Here is a 17,025-nt window from a genome sequence, read left to right as displayed (position 1 = left end):
ACAGATGCGTTTTGGGGCTTGCGCGCTGCGCCAGTCCAGCTTCCTCCACGCGTCGCGGCGTATGCTATGACTAATACACCCCGCCGGCACGCGGAATCACGGTTAATCCGGCATTGACGGTGAGTCGGTGTTGATTCACTATCTAGTGGTTCGAAGGCCGGGGAGCCCCAAAACCTAGGCGAAAAGCCCGAAAGCGTTGCCCCAAAGCGGGGCAGGCGCGCGGCGGGAAAAGATTCGTCAGGGCGGGGTTGGTCACGGGCGCTGTGGAAGAGCTTGTGGGCCTGTCTGTGGACAGGCCGGGGGTAAAAATCGGGCGAAAAGAAGCGGTGTAACCCGCGCGCCCGGTCCCCACACACGCTACATCATTCCCGGCCCGTTCCCGACTCGAACGAAACTGGAACATCCGGCCCTCGCGGGTCGTTCGGAATGAAGGCGGGCAGACAGATGGATTTCAAGGCAGGTGACGACGTTTCGATGGATGATGTGACGAACGAAGCGACGCTGGATGCGCCCGCAACCGATACCCCGAAGAACGGGGCCAAGAAGGCAGTAAAGATGGACAAGCAGGACGACGGCACCGACACGCTGGTGGCGGACAAGGTTGCCGAAGGCGCCGCCGCAGCCATGGGCGAGGCGCTGAAGACTGCGCTCGCCCCGCGCGATTCGCACACCGTGTGCGAGCGCCGCTTCACTATCCAGACCGATGACAGCCGCGATGCGCTGCTCACCGAATTCGGCAAGGAAACGCTGACCGACCGTTACTTGCTGCCGGACGAAAGCTTCCAGGACCTTTTCGCCCGCGTGGCCGATGCCTATGCGGACGACCAGGAGCATGCCCAGCGCCTGTACGATTACATCAGCCGCCTGTGGTTCATGCCGGCGACCCCTGTGCTGTCGAACGGCGGCACGGGACGCGGCCTGCCGATTTCCTGTTACCTGAACTCGGTCAGCGACAGCCTCGACGGTATCGTCGGCACCTGGAACGAGAACGTGTGGCTCGCATCCAAGGGCGGCGGCATTGGCACCTACTGGGGCAATGTCCGCGGCATCGGCGAGCCGGTCGGCCTCAACGGCAAGACCAGCGGCATCATTCCCTTCGTGCGGGTGATGGACAGCCTGACGCTGGCGATCAGCCAGGGTTCGCTGCGGCGCGGATCGGCGGCCTGCTATCTCGACGTCAGCCATCCGGAAATCGAGGAGTTCCTCGAAATCCGCAAGCCGAGCGGCGACTTCAACCGCAAGGCGCTCAACCTGCATCACGGCGTCCTCCTGACCGACGAGTTCATGGAAGCGGTGCGTGCGGGCGAGATGTTCACCCTGCGCAGCCCCAAGGACGGCTCCGAACGCGGGAAGGTGGATGCGCGCAGTCTGTTCCAGAAGCTGGTCGAAACCCGCCTTGCCACGGGCGAGCCCTACATAGTGTTCTCCGACACGGTGAACCGCATGATGCCGAAGCACCACCGCGATCTCGGTCTCAAGGTCTCGACCTCCAACCTGTGCAGCGAGATCACGCTGCCGACCGGTGTCGACCACCTCGGAAACGACCGTACGGCGGTGTGCTGCCTGTCCTCCCTCAATCTGGAAAACTGGGACGAGTGGAGCAAGGACACGATGTTCATCGAGGACGTGATGCGTTTCCTCGACAACGTGCTGCAGGACTATATCGACCGCGCGCCGGACGAGATGGCGCGTGCGAAATATTCCGCCGAGCGCGAGCGGTCCGTCGGTCTCGGCGTGATGGGCTTCCACTCCTTCCTCCAGTCGAAGGGCATCGCGATGGAAAGCGCGATGGCCAAGACCTGGAACCTGAAGATGTTCAAGCACATCCAGTCCAGGGCGTCCGAAGCCAGCATGATGCTGGCGCAGGAACGCGGGCCCTGCCCCGATGCGGCGGAAATGGGCGTGATGGAACGCTTCAGCTGCAAGATGGCGATCGCGCCGACTGCGTCGATCAGCATCATCTGCGGCGGGACCAGCGCCTGTATCGAACCGATCCCGGCGAATATCTACACGCACAAGACCCTGTCGGGCAGCTTCATCGTGAAGAACCCGTACCTGGAAGAGATACTGCGCGAAAAGAGCAAGGATTCCACCAATGTGTGGAACTCCATCCTCGAAAAGGGCGGCAGCGTGCAGCACCTCGACTTCCTCAGCCCGGAAGAAAAGGCGATGTTCAAGACGAGCTTCGAAATCGACCAGCGCTGGCTGCTCGAATTCGCAGCCGACCGCGCGCCCTATATCGACCAGGCCCAGTCACTGAACTTGTTCATCCCGGCCGACGTCGACAAGTGGGACCTCGCGATGCTGCACTTCCAGGCGTGGGAGAAGGGCATCAAGTCGCTCTATTACCTGCGGTCGAAATCCGTGCAGCGCGCCGGTTTCGCCGGCGGGGTTGAGGCGGACAACACCGCCGATGCCGCGAAGTATGAATTGAGCGCAGGCGAAAGCACCGACTACGACGAGTGCCTCGCCTGCCAGTAGGCGGCGTTGGGTTCGCCAACCAATGCAAAAACAGGACACCCGCAGCCGCGCGCTGCGGGTGTCTTGCTGTGCGCTGTCCTTGAAGCGCCGCGGTCCGCCTCGGGCGCGGAAGTGACCGAAATTTCCAATTCCTAGGAAATAAACGCGAAATCCTGCGTCTTCGCCGCGCAGATTGTCGCATAAAGACAACCGCGCCGCCGAACTTGGCGCTACGCTCGCCCGCATCAGTCCGTTCGCCGAGTCGCAAAGTCGCCCGCCCGGATGTCAATTCTGGGGGAACACCAATGACCAAGACTTCGATGCTTCGCGCCGCGTTGTTCGCGGGGGCCGCGACCACTGCGGGCCTCACCTTGCTGCCGACGCAGGAGGCGCGGGCCGACGATTGCCTGCTCGACACCAACAACGACGGCAACGCCGACAGCAATGTCGATACCGACCTGGGGGCGGACTCGGAATTCGAGATAAGCAACGTGGCCTGCGGTGACGATGCCCTCGTTTCGGGGCTCAATTCGGTCGGCGTGGGCGCGAGCTCCGAAGCTACTGGCGGGCAATCGACGGCCGTCGGATCGTTCGCCAGTGCACGCGGGACCGGGGCGAGCTCCGCCTTCGGCTATGCCGCGGAAGCGACGCAGGCCGGATCGGTCGCGCTCGGCAACCGGGCGAGCGCCACTGGCCAGGGGGCTGTCGCCATCGGCGGCGACGACAGTGGGGATCTCGACACGATCGCAGCGCGCGCGCAGGGCGCGGGATCGATCGCCATCGGCGAAGACGCCCGGGCCGCATCGACCGGCAGCATCGCGATCGGCCGCGACAGCGATGCTTCGCAGGCATCCGCCACGGCGGTCGGTGAAAACGCGCAGGCAACCGGGGTGGGAGGTGCTACGGCGCTCGGCGCGCAATCCGACGCGAGCGGCGGCGAATCCACGGCGCTCGGCGAAGCAGCGAAAGCGCAGGGCTTCCAGGCGACGGCCGTCCGCGAACAGGCGACCGCCAATTTCTCCGAAGCGACGGCGCTCGGCAACGAGGCGATCGCGGGTGCAGACACCGCCACCGCAGTCGGAGCCAACGCCAACGCGACCGGCGCCAATTCAATCGCTGTCGGCGCTCGCAGTTTTTCCGGCGGGGAAAACTCGATTGCGATCGGTGCAGACGGGTCAAACGCGAGCGATTCCGGCGCGTCGGCCAGTGGCGCCGGCGCTATCGCGTTGGGTCTCGACTCGCTGGCTTCCGGCGACACGAGCATGGCGCTCGGCGTCACTTCTCGGGCGACAGGTTTCCATTCGCTTGCGCTCGGCTACCAGGCGCAATCGCAGTCGAGTTACGGAATCGCCATCGGGCAAACGGCAGCCGTCCTTGCGGATTCGTCGACAGCAATCGCGATAGGCTATTTATCGACGAGCGACGGCTCGGGCGCGGATTGCTATTGGGCGCGGCAGCGACACTGCGGGTGAGGGGGCAACCGCGCTCGGGTCTTATGCAGCGGCCGACGTTTTTGAGCATTGGCGATGGGGCGTGAGTCCAGCGCCACCGGCGAAAGCGCCTTTGCAGGCGGTAATGCCAGCGTGGCGAATGGGCTTGCCGCGCTTGCTCTTGGCGGGGATGGCGACGATCTCGATGCAATTGGCGCCCAGGCTATCGGATTGGCTGCCGTGGCCCTTGGCGCGGACACGCAGGCCTTGGCCGGAAACAGCGTGGCCATCGGCCGCGAGACACTGGCGAACCAGGTATCCGCCACGGCGATCGGCCTGCGGGCCCAGGCTACGGGCGAGAATGCGACGGCGATCGGTTCGGTTGCCGATGCGGGTGCGCGCTTCGGCACGGCGGTCGGTCGCTCGGCCACGGTCGGCGGGATCGGCTCCACTTCGGTGGGTGCGTTCACCAGCACGTCGGGCAATTCGGCAACGGCGGTCGGTTACCAGGCGACGGCCGGCGGCAACGCGACTGCCATCGGGCGCGAATCCTCGGCGACCGGCGGCGGGGCGACGGCAGTGGGGCGCCTGTCCAATGCTGCCAACGGCCGCGCCACGGCCGTCGGCTTTGCCGCTACCACCACCGCTGACGATCAGGTGATGCTGGGCGGTGCGGGCAGCTCGGTCGCCATCGGCGACATTGCAGCCTCCGACGCGGCGCAGGTGGGCGAGGAGCAGTTCGTCACCATCGACGGCAACGGCACGCTCGGCGTCTCCAACGCCGCGACCGCCGCCTCGGTCGCCACCGTGCGGGCGCAGGTCCAGTCCATCGCCGCGGTCAGCGACATGCAGTTCGCGGCGCTGGAAGGGCGAGTCGACGTGCTGGGGCTCAGGATCGACGAGCTCGACAGCGATATGCGGGCCGGTGTCGCGGCCGCGATGGCACAGGCCGACCCCTCCATACCGAGTGCACCGGGGCGGACGAGCTACCTTGCCAAGGGCGCGACCTTCCGGGACGAAAATGCCTTCAGCCTGGGCCTGGCGCACAGGCTGAACGTGGACGTGCCGCTGGTGATCTCCGCCAGCGTCAGCCACTCCGGCGGCGACAACACCGGCGCCACCATCGGCATCGGCGGCGAGTTCTGACGGCGCAAGGTGAAGCGGGCGGGGCGGTGCCTAGCGTGCCACCCCGCCTTGCTGTGAAGCCGCGAGTTCGGCGGCCGTCACGATACCGTCGAGATTTGTGTCGATCGCATCGAAAGCGCCCAGCATGACGCGGCGATGTTCCACCTGGGTTACGCTGGCGTCTCCATCGAGGTCGACGCGGCCCATGAATTGCGAGGGATCGGCCCGCTGGCCGGTCGCGGCAAGCGCGGCGAATTCCTGCGGCGAAAGCATGCCGTCCTGATTGGTATCCAGCTGCGCGAAGAGTTGGCGGTTCGCTTGCAGCGCCTGCATCTGCAGGGCCTGCTGCAACTTCGCGGCAACCTCCGCCGAAGTGACCACACCATCGCGGTCCGAATCGTAGGCGGCGAACTCCTGATCCATCAGCCGCAGGTAGTCGGCCCGCGCCAACGGCTCGTCGGCCGATTGGGGCGCGGCGACCAGAAGGAGAGGAAGCAGGATCGCGAGGGTCATCGGTGGGTCCTTGAAAAATCGGTACGGTAAGTCACCGTAGGCCGGGGGCGCGCGTCTGACAAACCGCCGTCATTGGCTGGAGAGATACGCCGGACACACGAAAGACCCCGCACCATCGCTGGATAGGCGGGGCCTTTCATCCGTGTCGTGACGGTTAGCACGAAGTGCGACCGCCGGTGCGGCTTGTCGGCCAGCTCGTCGCCATCTGGACCTTGTTGCCCATGCCGGCGGGAAGCTTCGTTCCCTTTTCGAGGTAGATCCGGTTCTCCGCGATCTTCGCGACGCTGTCGAGCTGCAGGTAGTGGTGCTTGTCGTCGGAGCTGTCGGACTTGGTCAGCTTGAGCCGATCGTCTTCGACTTCATCGACCGTGCCGACGTGGTTCCCATCGAAATCGACGACTTCCATATGTTCCTTGATGCGCATCCGTTCGAGCATGTTTTTTCCTTTCGTATGAGTGAGTTACCTATAGAACGGACGTGCGCGTGCGCCGTTCCTCGGCTCGCCGCACGGGAAAGACCGTTCGGGGGCGGCAGGGCGGTTAACCCTGTCCGCCCACGTCCCGGTAACCGAATGGAAACCCTCGCAAACTACGCAGGCTGACCATGAGCCAGATGAACCTCTCGCTTAGCTTGCGGCGCTCCTATCGCGAATGGGGGCCGCTGCGCTTTGTCCTGCTGATCCTGTGCGCCCTGAGCTGGTTGGGGCTGGGAGTCTTCCTGCTCAACACCGCGGTCTATCCCGCGCGCTGTCCGGGTGTGGGCCTGTTCGAGATGTACGAATGCAGCTTCGAACTGCCGACCACGCGCGGCTGGCACGAAAGCGGGCTGTTCCTGTGGCTGTGGGCGACGCCGATCCTGCTGCTGCTGGAGATCAGCCGGCGGGTGAACAAGCCCCAGCGTTAGGCCCAATCGCTAGTCCCAGTCGCCGGCACAAACGAAAAGGCCCCGCAGTGATGCGGGGCCTTTCGCGTTTGGGGGCATATTGCGGTCAGGACTGCTGCAGCGGCCTTTGCGCATCGGCGCGGGCGACCTTCTGCGGCTCGTCCACCAGCAGCGGGTCGTGGTCGGGATCGTCCGAGTTCTCGCCCGCCTGCTTGTCGGCGCCTTTCTTGTCGGCGCGCTCGATGCCGTCGTTGCGGTCGCCATAGCCGAACTTCTGCTGCGACTTGTCGACCTTCGGCTCGGCCGCCGTTTCCTTGTCCGTATCGTGGTGCGCCATGGTGCTGTTCCTTCTGCAATGGGGCTGCGGGGAAAACGGGCGAGCAAGGCCGCAGGTTCCGCGCACCCGGCCATCGCGCCAAGATATCCCGCGCTTATCCCCGCCGAATCATATCTGCTTGCCTTCGTTTCGCAGCCATGATTCCCTATATGAGTCGTTCGCGCCAGATCCAGGAGACCACAAGATGTCGTTGCTCGAAGCCAGAAAGACCTACAAGCCCTTCGAATATCCGTGGGCCTACGACTTCTGGAAACGCCAGCAGCAGATCCACTGGATGCCGGAAGAAGTGCCGCTGGGCGAGGATTGCCGCGACTGGGCGCAAAAGCTGTCCGATCACGAGCGCAACCTGCTCACCCAGATCTTCCGCTTCTTCACCCAGGCCGATGTCGAGGTGCAGGATTGCTACCACGAGAAATACGGCCGCGTGTTCAAGCCGACCGAGGTCAAGATGATGCTGGCCGCGTTCAGCAACATGGAAACGGTCCACATCGCCGCCTATTCCCACCTGCTCGACACGATCGGCATGCCGGAAAGCGAATACGGCATGTTCCTCGAATACGAGGAGATGAAGGACAAGCACGACTACCTGCAGGAATTCGGCGTCGACAATGACGAGGATATCGCCCGCACGCTGGCCATGTTCGGCGGCTTTACCGAAGGGCTGCAGCTGTTCGCCAGCTTCGCCATGCTGATGAACTTCCCGCGCTTCAACAAGATGAAGGGCATGGGCCAGATCGTCAGCTGGTCCGTGCGGGACGAGAGCCTGCACTGCGAAGGCATCACCAAGCTGTTCCACGCCTTTTGCGAGGAACGCGGCTGCCTGACCAAGTCCGTGAAGGAAGACATCATGGACATGTGCCAGAAGACGGTGCGGCTGGAAGATGCTTTCATCGACCTGGCGTTCGACGCGGGTCCGGTGCCGGGGATGACGGCGAAGGAAATCAAGCGCTACATCCGCTACATCGCGGACTGGCGCCTGGGCCAGCTGGGCCTGCAGCCGATCTACATGGTGGAAGACCACCCGCTGCCGTGGCTCACCCCGCTGCTGAACGGGGTGGAGCACGCCAACTTCTTCGAAACCCGCGCGACCGAATATTCGAAGGGCGCGACGAAGGGCAACTGGAACGACGTGTGGTCCAGCTTCGACAAGCGCCGCAGCGCCAAGGCCGCGAACGAGGAAGACGCGGTGGACGACGGCCCGGACATGTTCGGGGAGAGTGGTTCGAGCGAAAGTGTGGCGGCGGAGTGAAATGAATGTTGCGTGGCTTCGAAGTAAAGGCATTTCGGAACTTCGACGCCGCCGGACAGTGGGTCGGTCCTCTTAAAAGAGTAAACATTTTAATTGGCCGAAACAATTCGGGCAAATCAAACGTATTGCGTTATATTGAGAAAGTAATCTCGCCAACGATCGAGCCTGGCCGCACTCAAGCCATTGTTTTGTCTGGGGTGGACTTACCTAGGTCTGGTGATCGACTGTCCACCTTTGATTGGGAGTTTGGCCTTCCTGAGGGGCCTGTATTGGCGTCGTATGACTCCGCCAATATAGATGTATTAGGTCGAATTGGCTTCGATCATCTTAATAAAATCTTTCGATTACCGATTACTACGCAGTCGATTTCGCGCGGCGGCCTTTATGCCGGCGAAGTGCCGACACTAAATCCTCAAGACAGTCGCGACGTTCACGTTCTTTGGAACCGCCTCACGGGTATGAGCGGAGGTTCGATCAATCAGTGGTATCCGGGTATACTGAACAAGCTATTGGAAGCGGCGCGATTTTCGGTACGCCCTTACTTCATCCCTTCCTTTAGGCAGCTTCCAACGAGGTTAGAGGAATTTCATGCCGAGTTGCCTCACGACATTGGGGGTGAACATCTTATTGATCGTCTGGCCGATCTCGCCCATCCACCTTATGACCAACAACAGCTAAAGCAAAAATTTGAGAAGCTCAGAAAATTTGTTGGCAGAATATTGTCAGATGACGATGTTGAGATTGAGATTCCCAATGATAAGCAAACTATAAATGTGCGATCCGGCGGGGCATTCCTTCCAATCGAAGCTTTGGGTTCTGGCGTGCATGAAGTTTTTATGCTCGCGTCGGAACTGATCTTACGTGATGATGAGACAATCCTGCTCGAAGAGCCGGAAACCCATCTACACCCACATCTCCAAAGAAGGTTAATGGAATTTATCGTCAATGAAACGACAGCCCAGTACTTTATTACAACTCATTCGTCTTCAATAATTGAAACTAAAGAAGCTGCTGTCTTCGGTGTGAGCCACGACTCCGCCGCTCGGATCAAGCCTCTGGTAACCAGACAGGAGAAATTTACAGCCTGTCATGATCTAGGCTTCAAAGCTAGCGACCTGTTGCAATCAAATTATGTCATTTGGGTCGAAGGACCATCGGACCGAGTTTACTTGAAAAATTGGATCGAGGGGGTCGATTCCTCTCTGCGGGAAGGTATCGACTATTCAATAATGTTCTATGGCGGGAAGCTGCTCAGTCGGCTGAGTGCGAGCGACGGAATGTTTGATGAGTTCATTTCCCTTTTGCCGCTCTGCAGAAATCTCGCTTTAATTTGTGATAGTGACTTGGGGTCAGCGAGTTCGCAGATTCGGCCCACAAAACTGAGAATTAAACAAGAGTTGGAGGCGGTTGATGGCTTTTTCTGGGTAACAGACGGGCGAGAAATTGAAAACTACTACACTTTCGAAGCGCGCGAGGCTGCTGTGCTTGCTGTCCATCCCCAAGCAGCAAGCTTAAGCGGCGGGCGCAACAGATACTCGAAGCCGTTGAATTTTCGTAGGGACGACGGTTCGCTTGTGGAAGCCGGTTTTGATAAAATGAAGATTGCCCAAAAGCTAATAGAAATGCCCAGCGCACTTAGAACAGAGGTTCGGGAGCCGTTGGATGAAATTGTTTCTCGAATAAGATTAGCAAATAACTAGGGATATGTTTATAACGCCATGAAACTATTTGTTTCTCTGGTTAGTTTCGGTCAAACCTTTAAGGCTACGGTGATGAATAAATCCTCCCTAGTTCGTATCGTGCCTTTTTTCGCAGCCACCGCTGCCTGCACGCCCGCGCCGGTCAGCACGCCTGCTCCGCCAGAGGACGACGCGCCGATCACGCGGTGCGTGGAGCCTTGCTTTACGCTGATGACCGAGCGGGCCTCGCCCGAGCAGCGGGACGTGGCGCGCACTCTCCTCGCGGCGGACATGATCCGGATCGGCCTGACGGTCGAATACCAACCATATACTACCAGTTTCACCCGCCGCGGCGTGGCGACGGAATACACCGGCTCCAACGTCGTCGGCGTGCTGCCCGCGACCGACATTAATGCGGATAACCCCACTTCTTCTGGCCAGCGCCACATCGTCATCGCGGCGCATTACGACACCGTGCCGGGCAGCCCCGGCGTGGACGACAACGGCAGCGGGGTGGAAATCGTGCTGGAGGTCGCGCGCAGGCTTGCCGCCATGCCCCGCCGCACCGCGACCGTGCATTTCGTCATGCTGGACCAGGAAGAGGTCGGCCTGGTCGGCGCGCGGGTGAACGCCGCGCGCTGGAAGGAATCGGGCATCCCTCTCGAATCCATGAACAATATCGACATGGTCGGCTGGGACAGCGACGGCGACGGGGTGATCGAATTCGATTCCAATTCCGAAGACCTGACCGCGCTCTACCTGGAGGTGGCGGAAGGCCTGCCGATCTCGCTGCTGGTGACGACCTATCCCAACACCGACCACGAGGCGTACCGGCGCGAAGGCTTCACCGTGGCCAGCATCAGCCAGGAATTCGAGGACGGCAGCGAGAACCCGGATTACCACAAGCCGGGCGATACCGAAATCCAGCGCCCCTATTACGAAGGATCGCGCGACCTGATGCTGGGCGTGTTCGAACGGCTGGTTTCGCGGTAGCGTTTACCGGCTTTTCAACACTCCGGCCCTATGGCCTTCCGCGATAAAATCACGGGGGTCACGTGCTTACATTGTTCGGCGTCTTCGTGGCCCTGTCCCTCGGCTGGCGCGCTTTCCTCTATTTCCGCAGCGGCAAGCCGATCGCCGGCGGCGAACCGGTCACCGGCGATTTCGACGCCTCGAAGATCAATCGCTAGCGCTTTCCTACTCGCGGCGGGGCGTGGCACACCTGCGCCATGCCCCGCATCACCGGCCCCATTTGCCAGCCTTCACCGCATGAAGGCGGCGTGCGGCCGCGCCGGCGGTTTTGCGCCAGGACCGTGTTCCATGTGTTCCATCGGATAGGAGGCGGCCCGGGCGGTTCCTACTCAGGTCCTACACCAGTCGATGGCGGATGCAGCCCAGCCGGAGCCTTCGGCAAGCCCGGCTTCTACCATGTGATCGGCGAGCAGGCGCACGCGGCCATCGGCGCCGGTACGGCGGACGCTGCGCAGCTCTCTCCCGTAGCGGTCGCGCGGGGGATCGGCGCCGCCATCCCACTCGAACGGCCCGGCGTTGAGCCAGCGGACGAGGGCGCGCGTCGCCTCTTCGGCCTTCGCGCTCTCGGCCGGGCAGGCGCCGCCGCGTTCGGGCGCGTCGAAGCCGGTGAGACGGATGCGGCGGCCTTGCGGCCCGAAGCCGATGGCGAGCGTATCGCCGTCGAGCGCGCACACGGCGCTGCGCCCTTCGCCGCACACGCCGACGCGCACGTCGCTCTGCGTCCAGCTGCGCGGCGGGCCGAGCGTGTTTTCCAGCATCCGCCACGCCAGCACGATGGCCGCGACCAGCAGCAGCCAGCGCCCGCTGCGCCACCAGTCGCCAAGCCGGCGCTGCCGCGCGCGGCGGCGGTTCCACCTGGCATCGAAGCGGGGCGGTCCGGGATTGCGACGGGGCGGGGTGCGGGAAGGGCGGCGGGCCATGGTTCGGGGGACTATCACCACCCGCGCCGCGCGGCCACTTCCCCCCGCGCGCCCCCGCCGCTAAGGCTGGCGCGATGGACCCGGATACCCAGCCGCGCGCTATCGCGCCTTCGCTCTTCCTCACCGCGCTCGTCTATGGCGGCATGGTGGTGCTTGCCGGCGTGCTCGGCTTCAAGCAGGTCGCGCTCGGCCCGCTGGCGGTGGAATCGGGCATCTTTGCCTTCCTGTTGCTGGTCGTCATGTCCAGCGCCACGGCGGAACTGCATGGCCGCGCGGTCGCCAACCGGCTGGTGCTGTGGGGCTTCGTGCCGCTCGGCGTGGCCTTCGCGCTCACCCAGCTGGTCCTGTGGCTGCCGGTGGACGAGAACAGCTACGCGCCAGAGGCGTTCGAGACCGTTCTGTCGGGCACACTGCGCATCTGGATCGCCGGGCCGATCGCCTATGGCGTGTCGATGTTCCTCAACGTCTACCTGTTCAACCGCCTGCGCGGCAACCAGGAGGGCGAGAGCAAGGGCGGCGCGCTGATGGTCCGCGCGGCCATCGCCAGCGCGCTGAGCCAGGCGATCGACACCGTCATCTTCATCACCATCGCCTTTGCCGGCACGCGGCCCATCATGGACCTGATGATCGGCCAGGCAAGTGCCAAGGTCGCGCTCAGCCTGGTCGTCGTGCCGTTCCTGATCCAGGGCGCGGTGATGCTCGGCCGCAAGCTGGACCGCAAGGGCGCCTGAGGTGAGCCGGGAAAGCATCGCCAAGGCACAGGTGCTGATCGAGGCGCTGCCTTACCTGCAGCGCTATGCCGGGCGCACTTTCGTGGTGAAATACGGCGGCCATGCGATGGGCGACGCCGATGCCGCCCGCGACTTCGCCGAGGATATCGTCCTGTTGAAAGCTGTCGGCATCAACCCGGTCGTGGTCCACGGCGGCGGCCCGCAGATCGGCGAGATGCTGGGCAAGCTTGGGGTCGAGACAAGCTTCGTCGATGGGCTGCGCGTGACGGACGAGGCGACGGCCAAGGTCGCCGAAATGGTGCTGTCGGGCGCAATCAACAAGGAACTGGTCGGCTGGATCGCGAACGCCGGCGGCAAGGCCATCGGCATCAGCGGCAAGGACGGCGGGCTGGTGACGGCGGAGAAGCTTCAGCGCACGACGCGCGATCCCGACAGTCTGATCGAAAAGGCGCTCGACCTCGGCTTCGTCGGCGATCCCGTATCAGTCGACACCACACTGCTCGACACGGCCAGTGCCGCGGGCATGATCCCGGTTGTCGCGCCGATCGCGCGCGGGCTGGACGGGCACACTTACAACATCAACGCCGACACGATGGCAGGCGCGATCGCTGCAGCCATCGGCGCGGCGCGGCTGTTCCTGCTGACCGACGTGGCGGGCGTGCTCGACAAGAACGGCGAGCTCGTCACCGACCTGACCCCTGCCCGGATCGCGGAATTGCGCGAGGACGGCACGGTCAGCGGCGGCATGATCCCGAAGCTGGAAACCTGCGTGTCCGCCGTGGAGGCAGGATGCGATGCTGCGGTTGTGCTCGACGGGCGGGTGCCGCACGCGATGCTGCTCGAATTCTTCACCGCGCGCGGCGCGGGTACGCTGATCAGGAGGGAGGCATGAGGCTGCTTGCCATGATGCTCGCGCCGCTGGCGCTCGTCGCCTGCGGGGACGCGGACGAAACACCGGCGACCGGCGAGGAGGCTCCGGGCCTGTCCGGTCCCAATCCGCCGGTGCCCATCGCGCCCGCCGACCAGGCCGCGCTGCGCAGCGAGAAATGCGCGACCGCGGCGCAGTTCTATTTCGAGGCGCTGTCCTCCGGTGAATATCAGCGCGCCGCCTTATTGTGGGACGATCCGGTGATCGACGGCGCCCGGCTGGAAGCGCTGCTGGCCGACTATACCACGCCGCAGATCGCGTGGGAGGAACCGGAAGTCTCTACCGGCGAGGGCATGCCCAGCTGCACCGTCACGGGCACGCTGACCGACGCGGCGAAGGCCGACACGCCGCCCCGGCGCGGCTCGCTGGTGATGAACAGGGTGCTGGAGCCGGAAACGAACGAAGGGCAGGCGACGCGCTGGCGCATCGAGAGCCAGACCTTTATCGAGCCGCTGGAGCGCTCCGGACGAGGGGGCTGAGACCCGCTCCCTTGCGAGGCAGGCGTACGTGACCTATCTCGCTAACACAGTTACGCGCAGGGAATGCAATGACTCAAATACTGATCGCGCTTTACAATATCATGGACCTGCTGACGACGGTGTTCCTGGTGCTGATCATCGCGCAATTCATCATCGGGCTGTTGTTCTCGTTCAACGTGCTTAACCCGTCGAACCAGTTCTTCTCGAACTTCTACACCAGCATCAACCGCCTGCTCGAACCGATCCTGCGGCCCATCCGCCGGATCATGCCGGACACGGGCATGATCGACTTTTCGCCGCTCGTCGTCATCGTCCTCCTGAATGTCATCATGATCGTTCTGGGCGGCATGGTGAACGCATCCATATGACCGCCGTGATCATCGACGGGAAGGGTTTTGCCGAGCGCCTGCGCGGGCGGATCGGCACGCTTGCCGCGCAGTTCGAGGAGCAGGCCGGGCGGAAGGCGGGCCTCGCGGTGGTGCTGGTGGGCGAAGATCCCGCAAGCCAGGTCTATGTGAGGGGCAAGCACAGGGCGACCGTGGGCGCAGGCATGGAAAGCTTCGAGCACCGTCTCGCCGCAGACACGTCGCAGGCCGACCTTTTGGCCCTGGTCGAGAGGCTCAATGCCGACGATGCGGTGGACGGCATCCTCGTCCAGCTGCCCCTCCCGGATCATCTCGATGAGCAGGCGGTGATCGCCGCCATCGCGCCGGAAAAGGACGTCGATGGTTTCCATGTCATCAACGCCGGGCGGCTGGCGACGGGCGGCACCGGCTTCGTGCCCTGCACGCCCTATGGCTGCATCATGCTGCTGCGCGACCGGCTGGGCGACCTGTCGGGAATGGACGCGGTGGTCATCGGCCGCAGCAACATCGTCGGCAAGCCGATGGCGCAGCTGCTGCTGGGTGAGAACTGCACCGTCACCATCGCGCACAGCCGCACGAAAGACCTGCCCGCCGTGGTCGGCCGCGCCGATATCGTGGTGGCCGCGGTCGGTCGCCCCGAAATGGTGAAGGGCGAATGGCTGAAGGACGGCGCGACGGTGATCGACGTGGGCATCAACCGCGTTGCGGCAAGCGAGGAGGGCAAGACGCGGCTGGTCGGGGACGTCGATTTCGGCGGCGCCAGCGAGCGGGCCGGGGCGATCACCCCGGTGCCGGGCGGCGTGGGTCCGATGACCATCGCCGTTCTGCTGCGCAACACGCTGGTCTCCGCCTTCCGTCGCGAGGGGCTGGAGCTGGACGAAAGCGCGCTGTGAGGGCCTTGCTTGCCTTTCCGACACTCGGCGCGCTGGCTGCCTGTGCTTCCGCGCCGCCGCCTGCCGTCTCGCAAAGCCGGGCCGAGCAGGTCCTTTCGAAAGTCGACGTGATCGCCCAGCCGGTCGAGGTCGTCGCGGCCGATATCCGCTTCGCCCGCGCGGCGCGGGAGACAGGGCAGTGGGCCGCATTCCGCGCCTTTGCCGCCGACGGCGCACTGATCCACGGGCGCGGCGGCGCGATTGCCGCGCTGCCGTGGCTCGCCCAGCAGGAAGAACCGGCCGAAGCCGTGCAGTGGGCGCCGTCTGCCGTCTGGGTCAGCTGCACGGGCGACACCGCCGTCACCTACGGCCGCTTCCGCGAGCCCGACGGCAACTGGGGCCAGTATGTTACCGTGTGGCAGCGCCAGTTCGATGGCGATTACAAGTGGGCGTATGACATGGGCGCGGTCGATCCCGAACTGACCGCACGCATGGAAGCCCGGCGCGACGAGGAACCGCTGGAAGAAGGCGCCATCACGGTCGAAGCTTTCGATGATATCGCCGCGCGGGTTGCGGATTGTGGCGGCGCGGAAGCGCTTCCGGCACCGCGCAATTATGTCACTCTGGATGGCAGCGAGCATGGCCAGAACCTGTCGCGCGACAGGAGCCTGGTCTGGCGTTGGGAGCAGCAGCCGGACGGCGCGCGGCGGCTGACGGTCGATTTCGTCAAGAGCGGCGAGTGGGAAGTAGCCCTCGTGTTCCGCGTCACGCCGGAAGGCAATTTCGTCAAATGACCGAGCTGTTCGTTTCCGCCTTCATCACCCTGTTCGTGGTGATCGACCCGCCCGGCTGCGCGCCGATCTACGCCGGGCTGACCAAGGCAGCCTCTGCCGCACAGGCGCGCTCGATGGCCATCCGCGCCTGCTTCATCGCCGCGATCATCCTGCTGATCTTCGCGCTGTTCGGGGAGCAATTGCTGGCCGCGCTGCACATCCAGCTCGACAGTTTCCGCATCGCAGGCGGGCTGATGCTGTTCTGGATCGCGTTCGAGATGGTGTTCGAGAAGCGCACCCAGCGACGCGAGGAACGGGCGGAGAAAATCGCCGCCACACCGGAAGTAGAGGATGTGTCGGTCTTCCCCATGGCCATGCCGATGCTGGCGGGGCCGGGTGCCATCGCGGCGATCATGCTGCTGATGAACAACGCGGAAGGCACGGAAGAAACGCTGGTCGTGCTCGGCGCGCTCGGCGCCGTGCTTCTGCTGACGATGCTGGCGCTGATCGCCGCCGGCCCGCTGATCCGCCTGCTGGGCGACCGGGTCGAAGCGGTCATCACACGGCTGCTCGGCGTCCTGCTGGCCGCGCTCGCCGCGCAATATGTCATCGACGGGCTGAAGGGCAGCTTCGGGATCTGATCCCTATTGCAGCGTGACCCGGTCCTCGTCGCCGCCGGGTGCGCCGAAGAACTGCATCAACTGGACCAGCAATTCACACCGCTCCTTCAGCGATGCCGCTTCGAGCAGCGCCTGCTTGGCCGCCGGATCGAACGGCGCAATCTGCGACACACCGTTGACCAGCGAGACATCGTCCAGCCGCTCCACCGAATCCCAGTCCACCGAGTATCCGCGCACATCGGCGAAGCGGCGCGATTCCTGTTCCAGCGAAGCGCGCTCTACGGAGCTGAGGTACTCGTACTCCGGCTCGTCGATCATCTCCGCCTCGATCTGGCGGAACAGCGTGTCGACATCGAGCTCGCGGATCATGCGGAAGCGCTGCTCGCCTTCCAGCACGATGTTGTAGCGCCCGTCCTCGGTCGTCTCGACATCCTCAATGATGCCGGTGCAGCCGACCGCGAACAGCGGCGAATCCTGGCGCGGTTGCTGCGGCTGTATCATGGCGATGCGCCGGTCGCGGGCGAGCGCGTCGCCCACCAGCGCGCGATATCGTGGTTCGAAGATGTGCAGGGGCAATTGCAGTCCGGGGAACAGGACCGCGCCGGGCAGGGGGAAGATCGAGAGCCGCAC

The 17,025-nt window shown here is 63.8% G+C and carries 20 protein-coding genes; 15 read left to right on the top strand and 5 right to left on the bottom strand.

The features are described 5' to 3' along the window. Positions 1-444: 444 nt before the first annotated feature. The 3 genes from QQW98_RS03580 (at position 445) to QQW98_RS03570 (ending at position 5,036) form a co-directional block, all read left to right on the top strand. Complete coding sequence (locus QQW98_RS03580) at positions 445-2,481, top strand: ribonucleoside-diphosphate reductase subunit alpha (protein ID WP_290136181.1); 2,037 nt, start codon at positions 445-447, stop codon at positions 2,479-2,481. Between the two features lie 284 nt (positions 2,482-2,765). After that, a complete protein-coding gene (locus QQW98_RS03575; RefSeq protein WP_290136180.1) occupies positions 2,766-3,932 on the top strand; it encodes a hypothetical protein in 1,167 nt (388 codons plus the stop codon). Positions 3,933-3,986: 54 nt separating this feature from the next. Continuing rightward, entirely contained in the window at positions 3,987-5,036 is a 1,050-nt protein-coding gene (locus tag QQW98_RS03570) for a YadA-like family protein (protein WP_290136179.1), read from the top strand. A 30-nt stretch (positions 5,037-5,066) separates the two neighbouring features. On the opposite strand, the gene QQW98_RS03565 is transcribed toward QQW98_RS03570, so the two are convergent. Both QQW98_RS03565 and QQW98_RS03560 read right to left on the bottom strand, forming a co-directional pair. After that, positions 5,067-5,528 (bottom strand): EF-hand domain-containing protein, encoded by a 462-nt coding sequence (locus QQW98_RS03565; RefSeq protein WP_290136178.1) that lies wholly within the window; start codon positions 5,526-5,528, stop codon positions 5,067-5,069. A 154-nt stretch (positions 5,529-5,682) separates the two neighbouring features. Next, positions 5,683-5,964 carry a DUF2171 domain-containing protein gene (locus QQW98_RS03560; protein ID WP_290136177.1) on the bottom strand — a complete coding sequence of 94 codons (282 nt, stop codon included), beginning with the start codon at positions 5,962-5,964 and terminating at the stop codon, positions 5,683-5,685. Between the two features lie 167 nt (positions 5,965-6,131). Here QQW98_RS03560 and QQW98_RS03555 point away from each other — a divergent pair, with 167 nt between their 5' ends. Further along, on the top strand, positions 6,132-6,431 hold the full coding sequence (locus QQW98_RS03555; RefSeq protein ID WP_290136176.1) for a hypothetical protein: 300 nt from the start codon (positions 6,132-6,134) through the stop codon (positions 6,429-6,431). 85 nt (positions 6,432-6,516) lie between these two features. Here QQW98_RS03555 and QQW98_RS03550 read toward each other — a convergent pair whose 3' ends face one another. After that, positions 6,517-6,747: a hypothetical protein gene (locus QQW98_RS03550; RefSeq protein ID WP_290136175.1), complete on the bottom strand. Its 231-nt coding sequence runs from the start codon at positions 6,745-6,747 to the stop codon at positions 6,517-6,519. Between the two features lie 184 nt (positions 6,748-6,931). Here QQW98_RS03550 and QQW98_RS03545 point away from each other — a divergent pair, with 184 nt between their 5' ends. From QQW98_RS03545 to QQW98_RS03530, 4 genes are all read left to right on the top strand, one after another. Further along, positions 6,932-7,996, top strand: a complete 1,065-nt coding sequence (locus QQW98_RS03545; RefSeq protein ID WP_290136174.1) for a ribonucleotide-diphosphate reductase subunit beta — start codon at positions 6,932-6,934, stop codon at positions 7,994-7,996. A 5-nt stretch (positions 7,997-8,001) separates the two neighbouring features. After that, the gene (locus QQW98_RS03540) at positions 8,002-9,696 is read left to right on the top strand and encodes an ATP-dependent nuclease (RefSeq protein WP_290136173.1); all 1,695 of its coding nucleotides are present in this window, start codon (positions 8,002-8,004) and stop codon (positions 9,694-9,696) included. A 72-nt stretch (positions 9,697-9,768) separates the two neighbouring features. Beyond that, positions 9,769-10,668: a M28 family metallopeptidase gene (locus QQW98_RS03535; protein ID WP_290136172.1), complete on the top strand. Its 900-nt coding sequence runs from the start codon at positions 9,769-9,771 to the stop codon at positions 10,666-10,668. 62 nt (positions 10,669-10,730) lie between these two features. Next, positions 10,731-10,865: a hypothetical protein gene (locus QQW98_RS03530; protein ID WP_290136171.1), complete on the top strand. Its 135-nt coding sequence runs from the start codon at positions 10,731-10,733 to the stop codon at positions 10,863-10,865. Between the two features lie 171 nt (positions 10,866-11,036). On the opposite strand, the gene QQW98_RS03525 is transcribed toward QQW98_RS03530, so the two are convergent. Beyond that, positions 11,037-11,627 carry a thermonuclease family protein gene (locus tag QQW98_RS03525; RefSeq protein ID WP_290136170.1) on the bottom strand — a complete coding sequence of 197 codons (591 nt, stop codon included), beginning with the start codon at positions 11,625-11,627 and terminating at the stop codon, positions 11,037-11,039. 74 nt (positions 11,628-11,701) lie between these two features. Between QQW98_RS03525 and QQW98_RS03520 the strand changes: the two genes are divergently transcribed. The 7 genes from QQW98_RS03520 to QQW98_RS03490 all read left to right on the top strand — a co-directional run bounded on the left by QQW98_RS03520 (position 11,702) and on the right by QQW98_RS03490 (position 16,416). After that, entirely contained in the window at positions 11,702-12,358 is a 657-nt protein-coding gene (locus tag QQW98_RS03520) for a queuosine precursor transporter (protein ID WP_290136169.1), read from the top strand. A 1-nt stretch (position 12,359) separates the two neighbouring features. Then, the gene (gene argB / locus QQW98_RS03515) at positions 12,360-13,250 is read left to right on the top strand and encodes an acetylglutamate kinase (RefSeq protein ID WP_290136168.1); all 891 of its coding nucleotides are present in this window, start codon (positions 12,360-12,362) and stop codon (positions 13,248-13,250) included. Continuing rightward, the gene (locus QQW98_RS03510; protein ID WP_290136167.1) at positions 13,247-13,765 is read left to right on the top strand and encodes a hypothetical protein; all 519 of its coding nucleotides are present in this window, start codon (positions 13,247-13,249) and stop codon (positions 13,763-13,765) included. Before argB ends, QQW98_RS03510 begins: the two co-directional genes overlap by 4 nt. A 68-nt stretch (positions 13,766-13,833) precedes the next feature. Continuing rightward, positions 13,834-14,133, top strand: a complete 300-nt coding sequence (locus QQW98_RS03505) for a YggT family protein (protein WP_290136166.1) — start codon at positions 13,834-13,836, stop codon at positions 14,131-14,133. Continuing rightward, positions 14,130-15,023 carry a bifunctional methylenetetrahydrofolate dehydrogenase/methenyltetrahydrofolate cyclohydrolase FolD gene (gene folD / locus QQW98_RS03500; RefSeq protein ID WP_290136165.1) on the top strand — a complete coding sequence of 298 codons (894 nt, stop codon included), beginning with the start codon at positions 14,130-14,132 and terminating at the stop codon, positions 15,021-15,023. Before QQW98_RS03505 ends, folD begins: the two co-directional genes overlap by 4 nt. Continuing rightward, positions 15,020-15,796 carry a Cif family virulence factor gene (locus QQW98_RS03495; protein WP_290136164.1) on the top strand — a complete coding sequence of 259 codons (777 nt, stop codon included), beginning with the start codon at positions 15,020-15,022 and terminating at the stop codon, positions 15,794-15,796. Before folD ends, QQW98_RS03495 begins: the two co-directional genes overlap by 4 nt. Continuing rightward, positions 15,793-16,416 carry a MarC family protein gene (locus QQW98_RS03490; protein ID WP_290136163.1) on the top strand — a complete coding sequence of 208 codons (624 nt, stop codon included), beginning with the start codon at positions 15,793-15,795 and terminating at the stop codon, positions 16,414-16,416. The genes QQW98_RS03495 and QQW98_RS03490 overlap by 4 nt, the downstream gene beginning before the upstream one ends. Before the next feature lie 3 nt (positions 16,417-16,419). Here the strand turns inward: QQW98_RS03490 and QQW98_RS03485 are convergent, their stop codons facing one another. Beyond that, the gene (locus tag QQW98_RS03485) at positions 16,420-17,025 is read right to left on the bottom strand and encodes an LON peptidase substrate-binding domain-containing protein (RefSeq protein WP_290136162.1); all 606 of its coding nucleotides are present in this window, start codon (positions 17,023-17,025) and stop codon (positions 16,420-16,422) included.

It is taken from the genome of Alteriqipengyuania flavescens, assembly GCF_030406725.1.
Lineage (GTDB): Bacteria > Pseudomonadota > Alphaproteobacteria > Sphingomonadales > Sphingomonadaceae > Alteriqipengyuania_B > Alteriqipengyuania_B flavescens.
This window is presented reverse-complemented; position numbering and strand designations above follow the sequence as displayed.

Excerpts from the sequence above, each read along its gene's own strand:
- QQW98_RS03525 (WP_290136170.1), bottom strand. The coding sequence starts at position 11,627 with ATGGCCCGCCGCCCTTCCCGCACCCCGCCCCGTCGCAATCCCGGACCG.
- QQW98_RS03550 (WP_290136175.1), bottom strand. The coding sequence starts at position 6,747 with ATGGCGCACCACGATACGGACAAGGAAACGGCGGCCGAGCCGAAGGTC.
- QQW98_RS03535 (WP_290136172.1), top strand. The coding sequence starts at position 9,769 with ATGAATAAATCCTCCCTAGTTCGTATCGTGCCTTTTTTCGCAGCCACC.
- QQW98_RS03565 (WP_290136178.1), bottom strand. The coding sequence starts at position 5,528 with ATGACCCTCGCGATCCTGCTTCCTCTCCTTCTGGTCGCCGCGCCCCAA.
- QQW98_RS03510 (WP_290136167.1), top strand. The coding sequence starts at position 13,247 with ATGAGGCTGCTTGCCATGATGCTCGCGCCGCTGGCGCTCGTCGCCTGC.
- QQW98_RS03545 (WP_290136174.1), top strand. The coding sequence starts at position 6,932 with ATGTCGTTGCTCGAAGCCAGAAAGACCTACAAGCCCTTCGAATATCCG.
- QQW98_RS03570 (WP_290136179.1), top strand. The coding sequence starts at position 3,987 with ATGGGGCGTGAGTCCAGCGCCACCGGCGAAAGCGCCTTTGCAGGCGGT.
- QQW98_RS03575 (WP_290136180.1), top strand. The coding sequence starts at position 2,766 with ATGACCAAGACTTCGATGCTTCGCGCCGCGTTGTTCGCGGGGGCCGCG.
- QQW98_RS03580 (WP_290136181.1), top strand. The coding sequence starts at position 445 with ATGGATTTCAAGGCAGGTGACGACGTTTCGATGGATGATGTGACGAAC.
- QQW98_RS03560 (WP_290136177.1), bottom strand. The coding sequence starts at position 5,964 with ATGCTCGAACGGATGCGCATCAAGGAACATATGGAAGTCGTCGATTTC.
- QQW98_RS03540 (WP_290136173.1), top strand. The coding sequence starts at position 8,002 with ATGTTGCGTGGCTTCGAAGTAAAGGCATTTCGGAACTTCGACGCCGCC.
- QQW98_RS03490 (WP_290136163.1), top strand. The coding sequence starts at position 15,793 with ATGACCGAGCTGTTCGTTTCCGCCTTCATCACCCTGTTCGTGGTGATC.
- QQW98_RS03555 (WP_290136176.1), top strand. The coding sequence starts at position 6,132 with ATGAGCCAGATGAACCTCTCGCTTAGCTTGCGGCGCTCCTATCGCGAA.
- folD (WP_290136165.1), top strand. The coding sequence starts at position 14,130 with ATGACCGCCGTGATCATCGACGGGAAGGGTTTTGCCGAGCGCCTGCGC.
- QQW98_RS03520 (WP_290136169.1), top strand. The coding sequence starts at position 11,702 with ATGGACCCGGATACCCAGCCGCGCGCTATCGCGCCTTCGCTCTTCCTC.
- QQW98_RS03505 (WP_290136166.1), top strand. The coding sequence starts at position 13,834 with ATGACTCAAATACTGATCGCGCTTTACAATATCATGGACCTGCTGACG.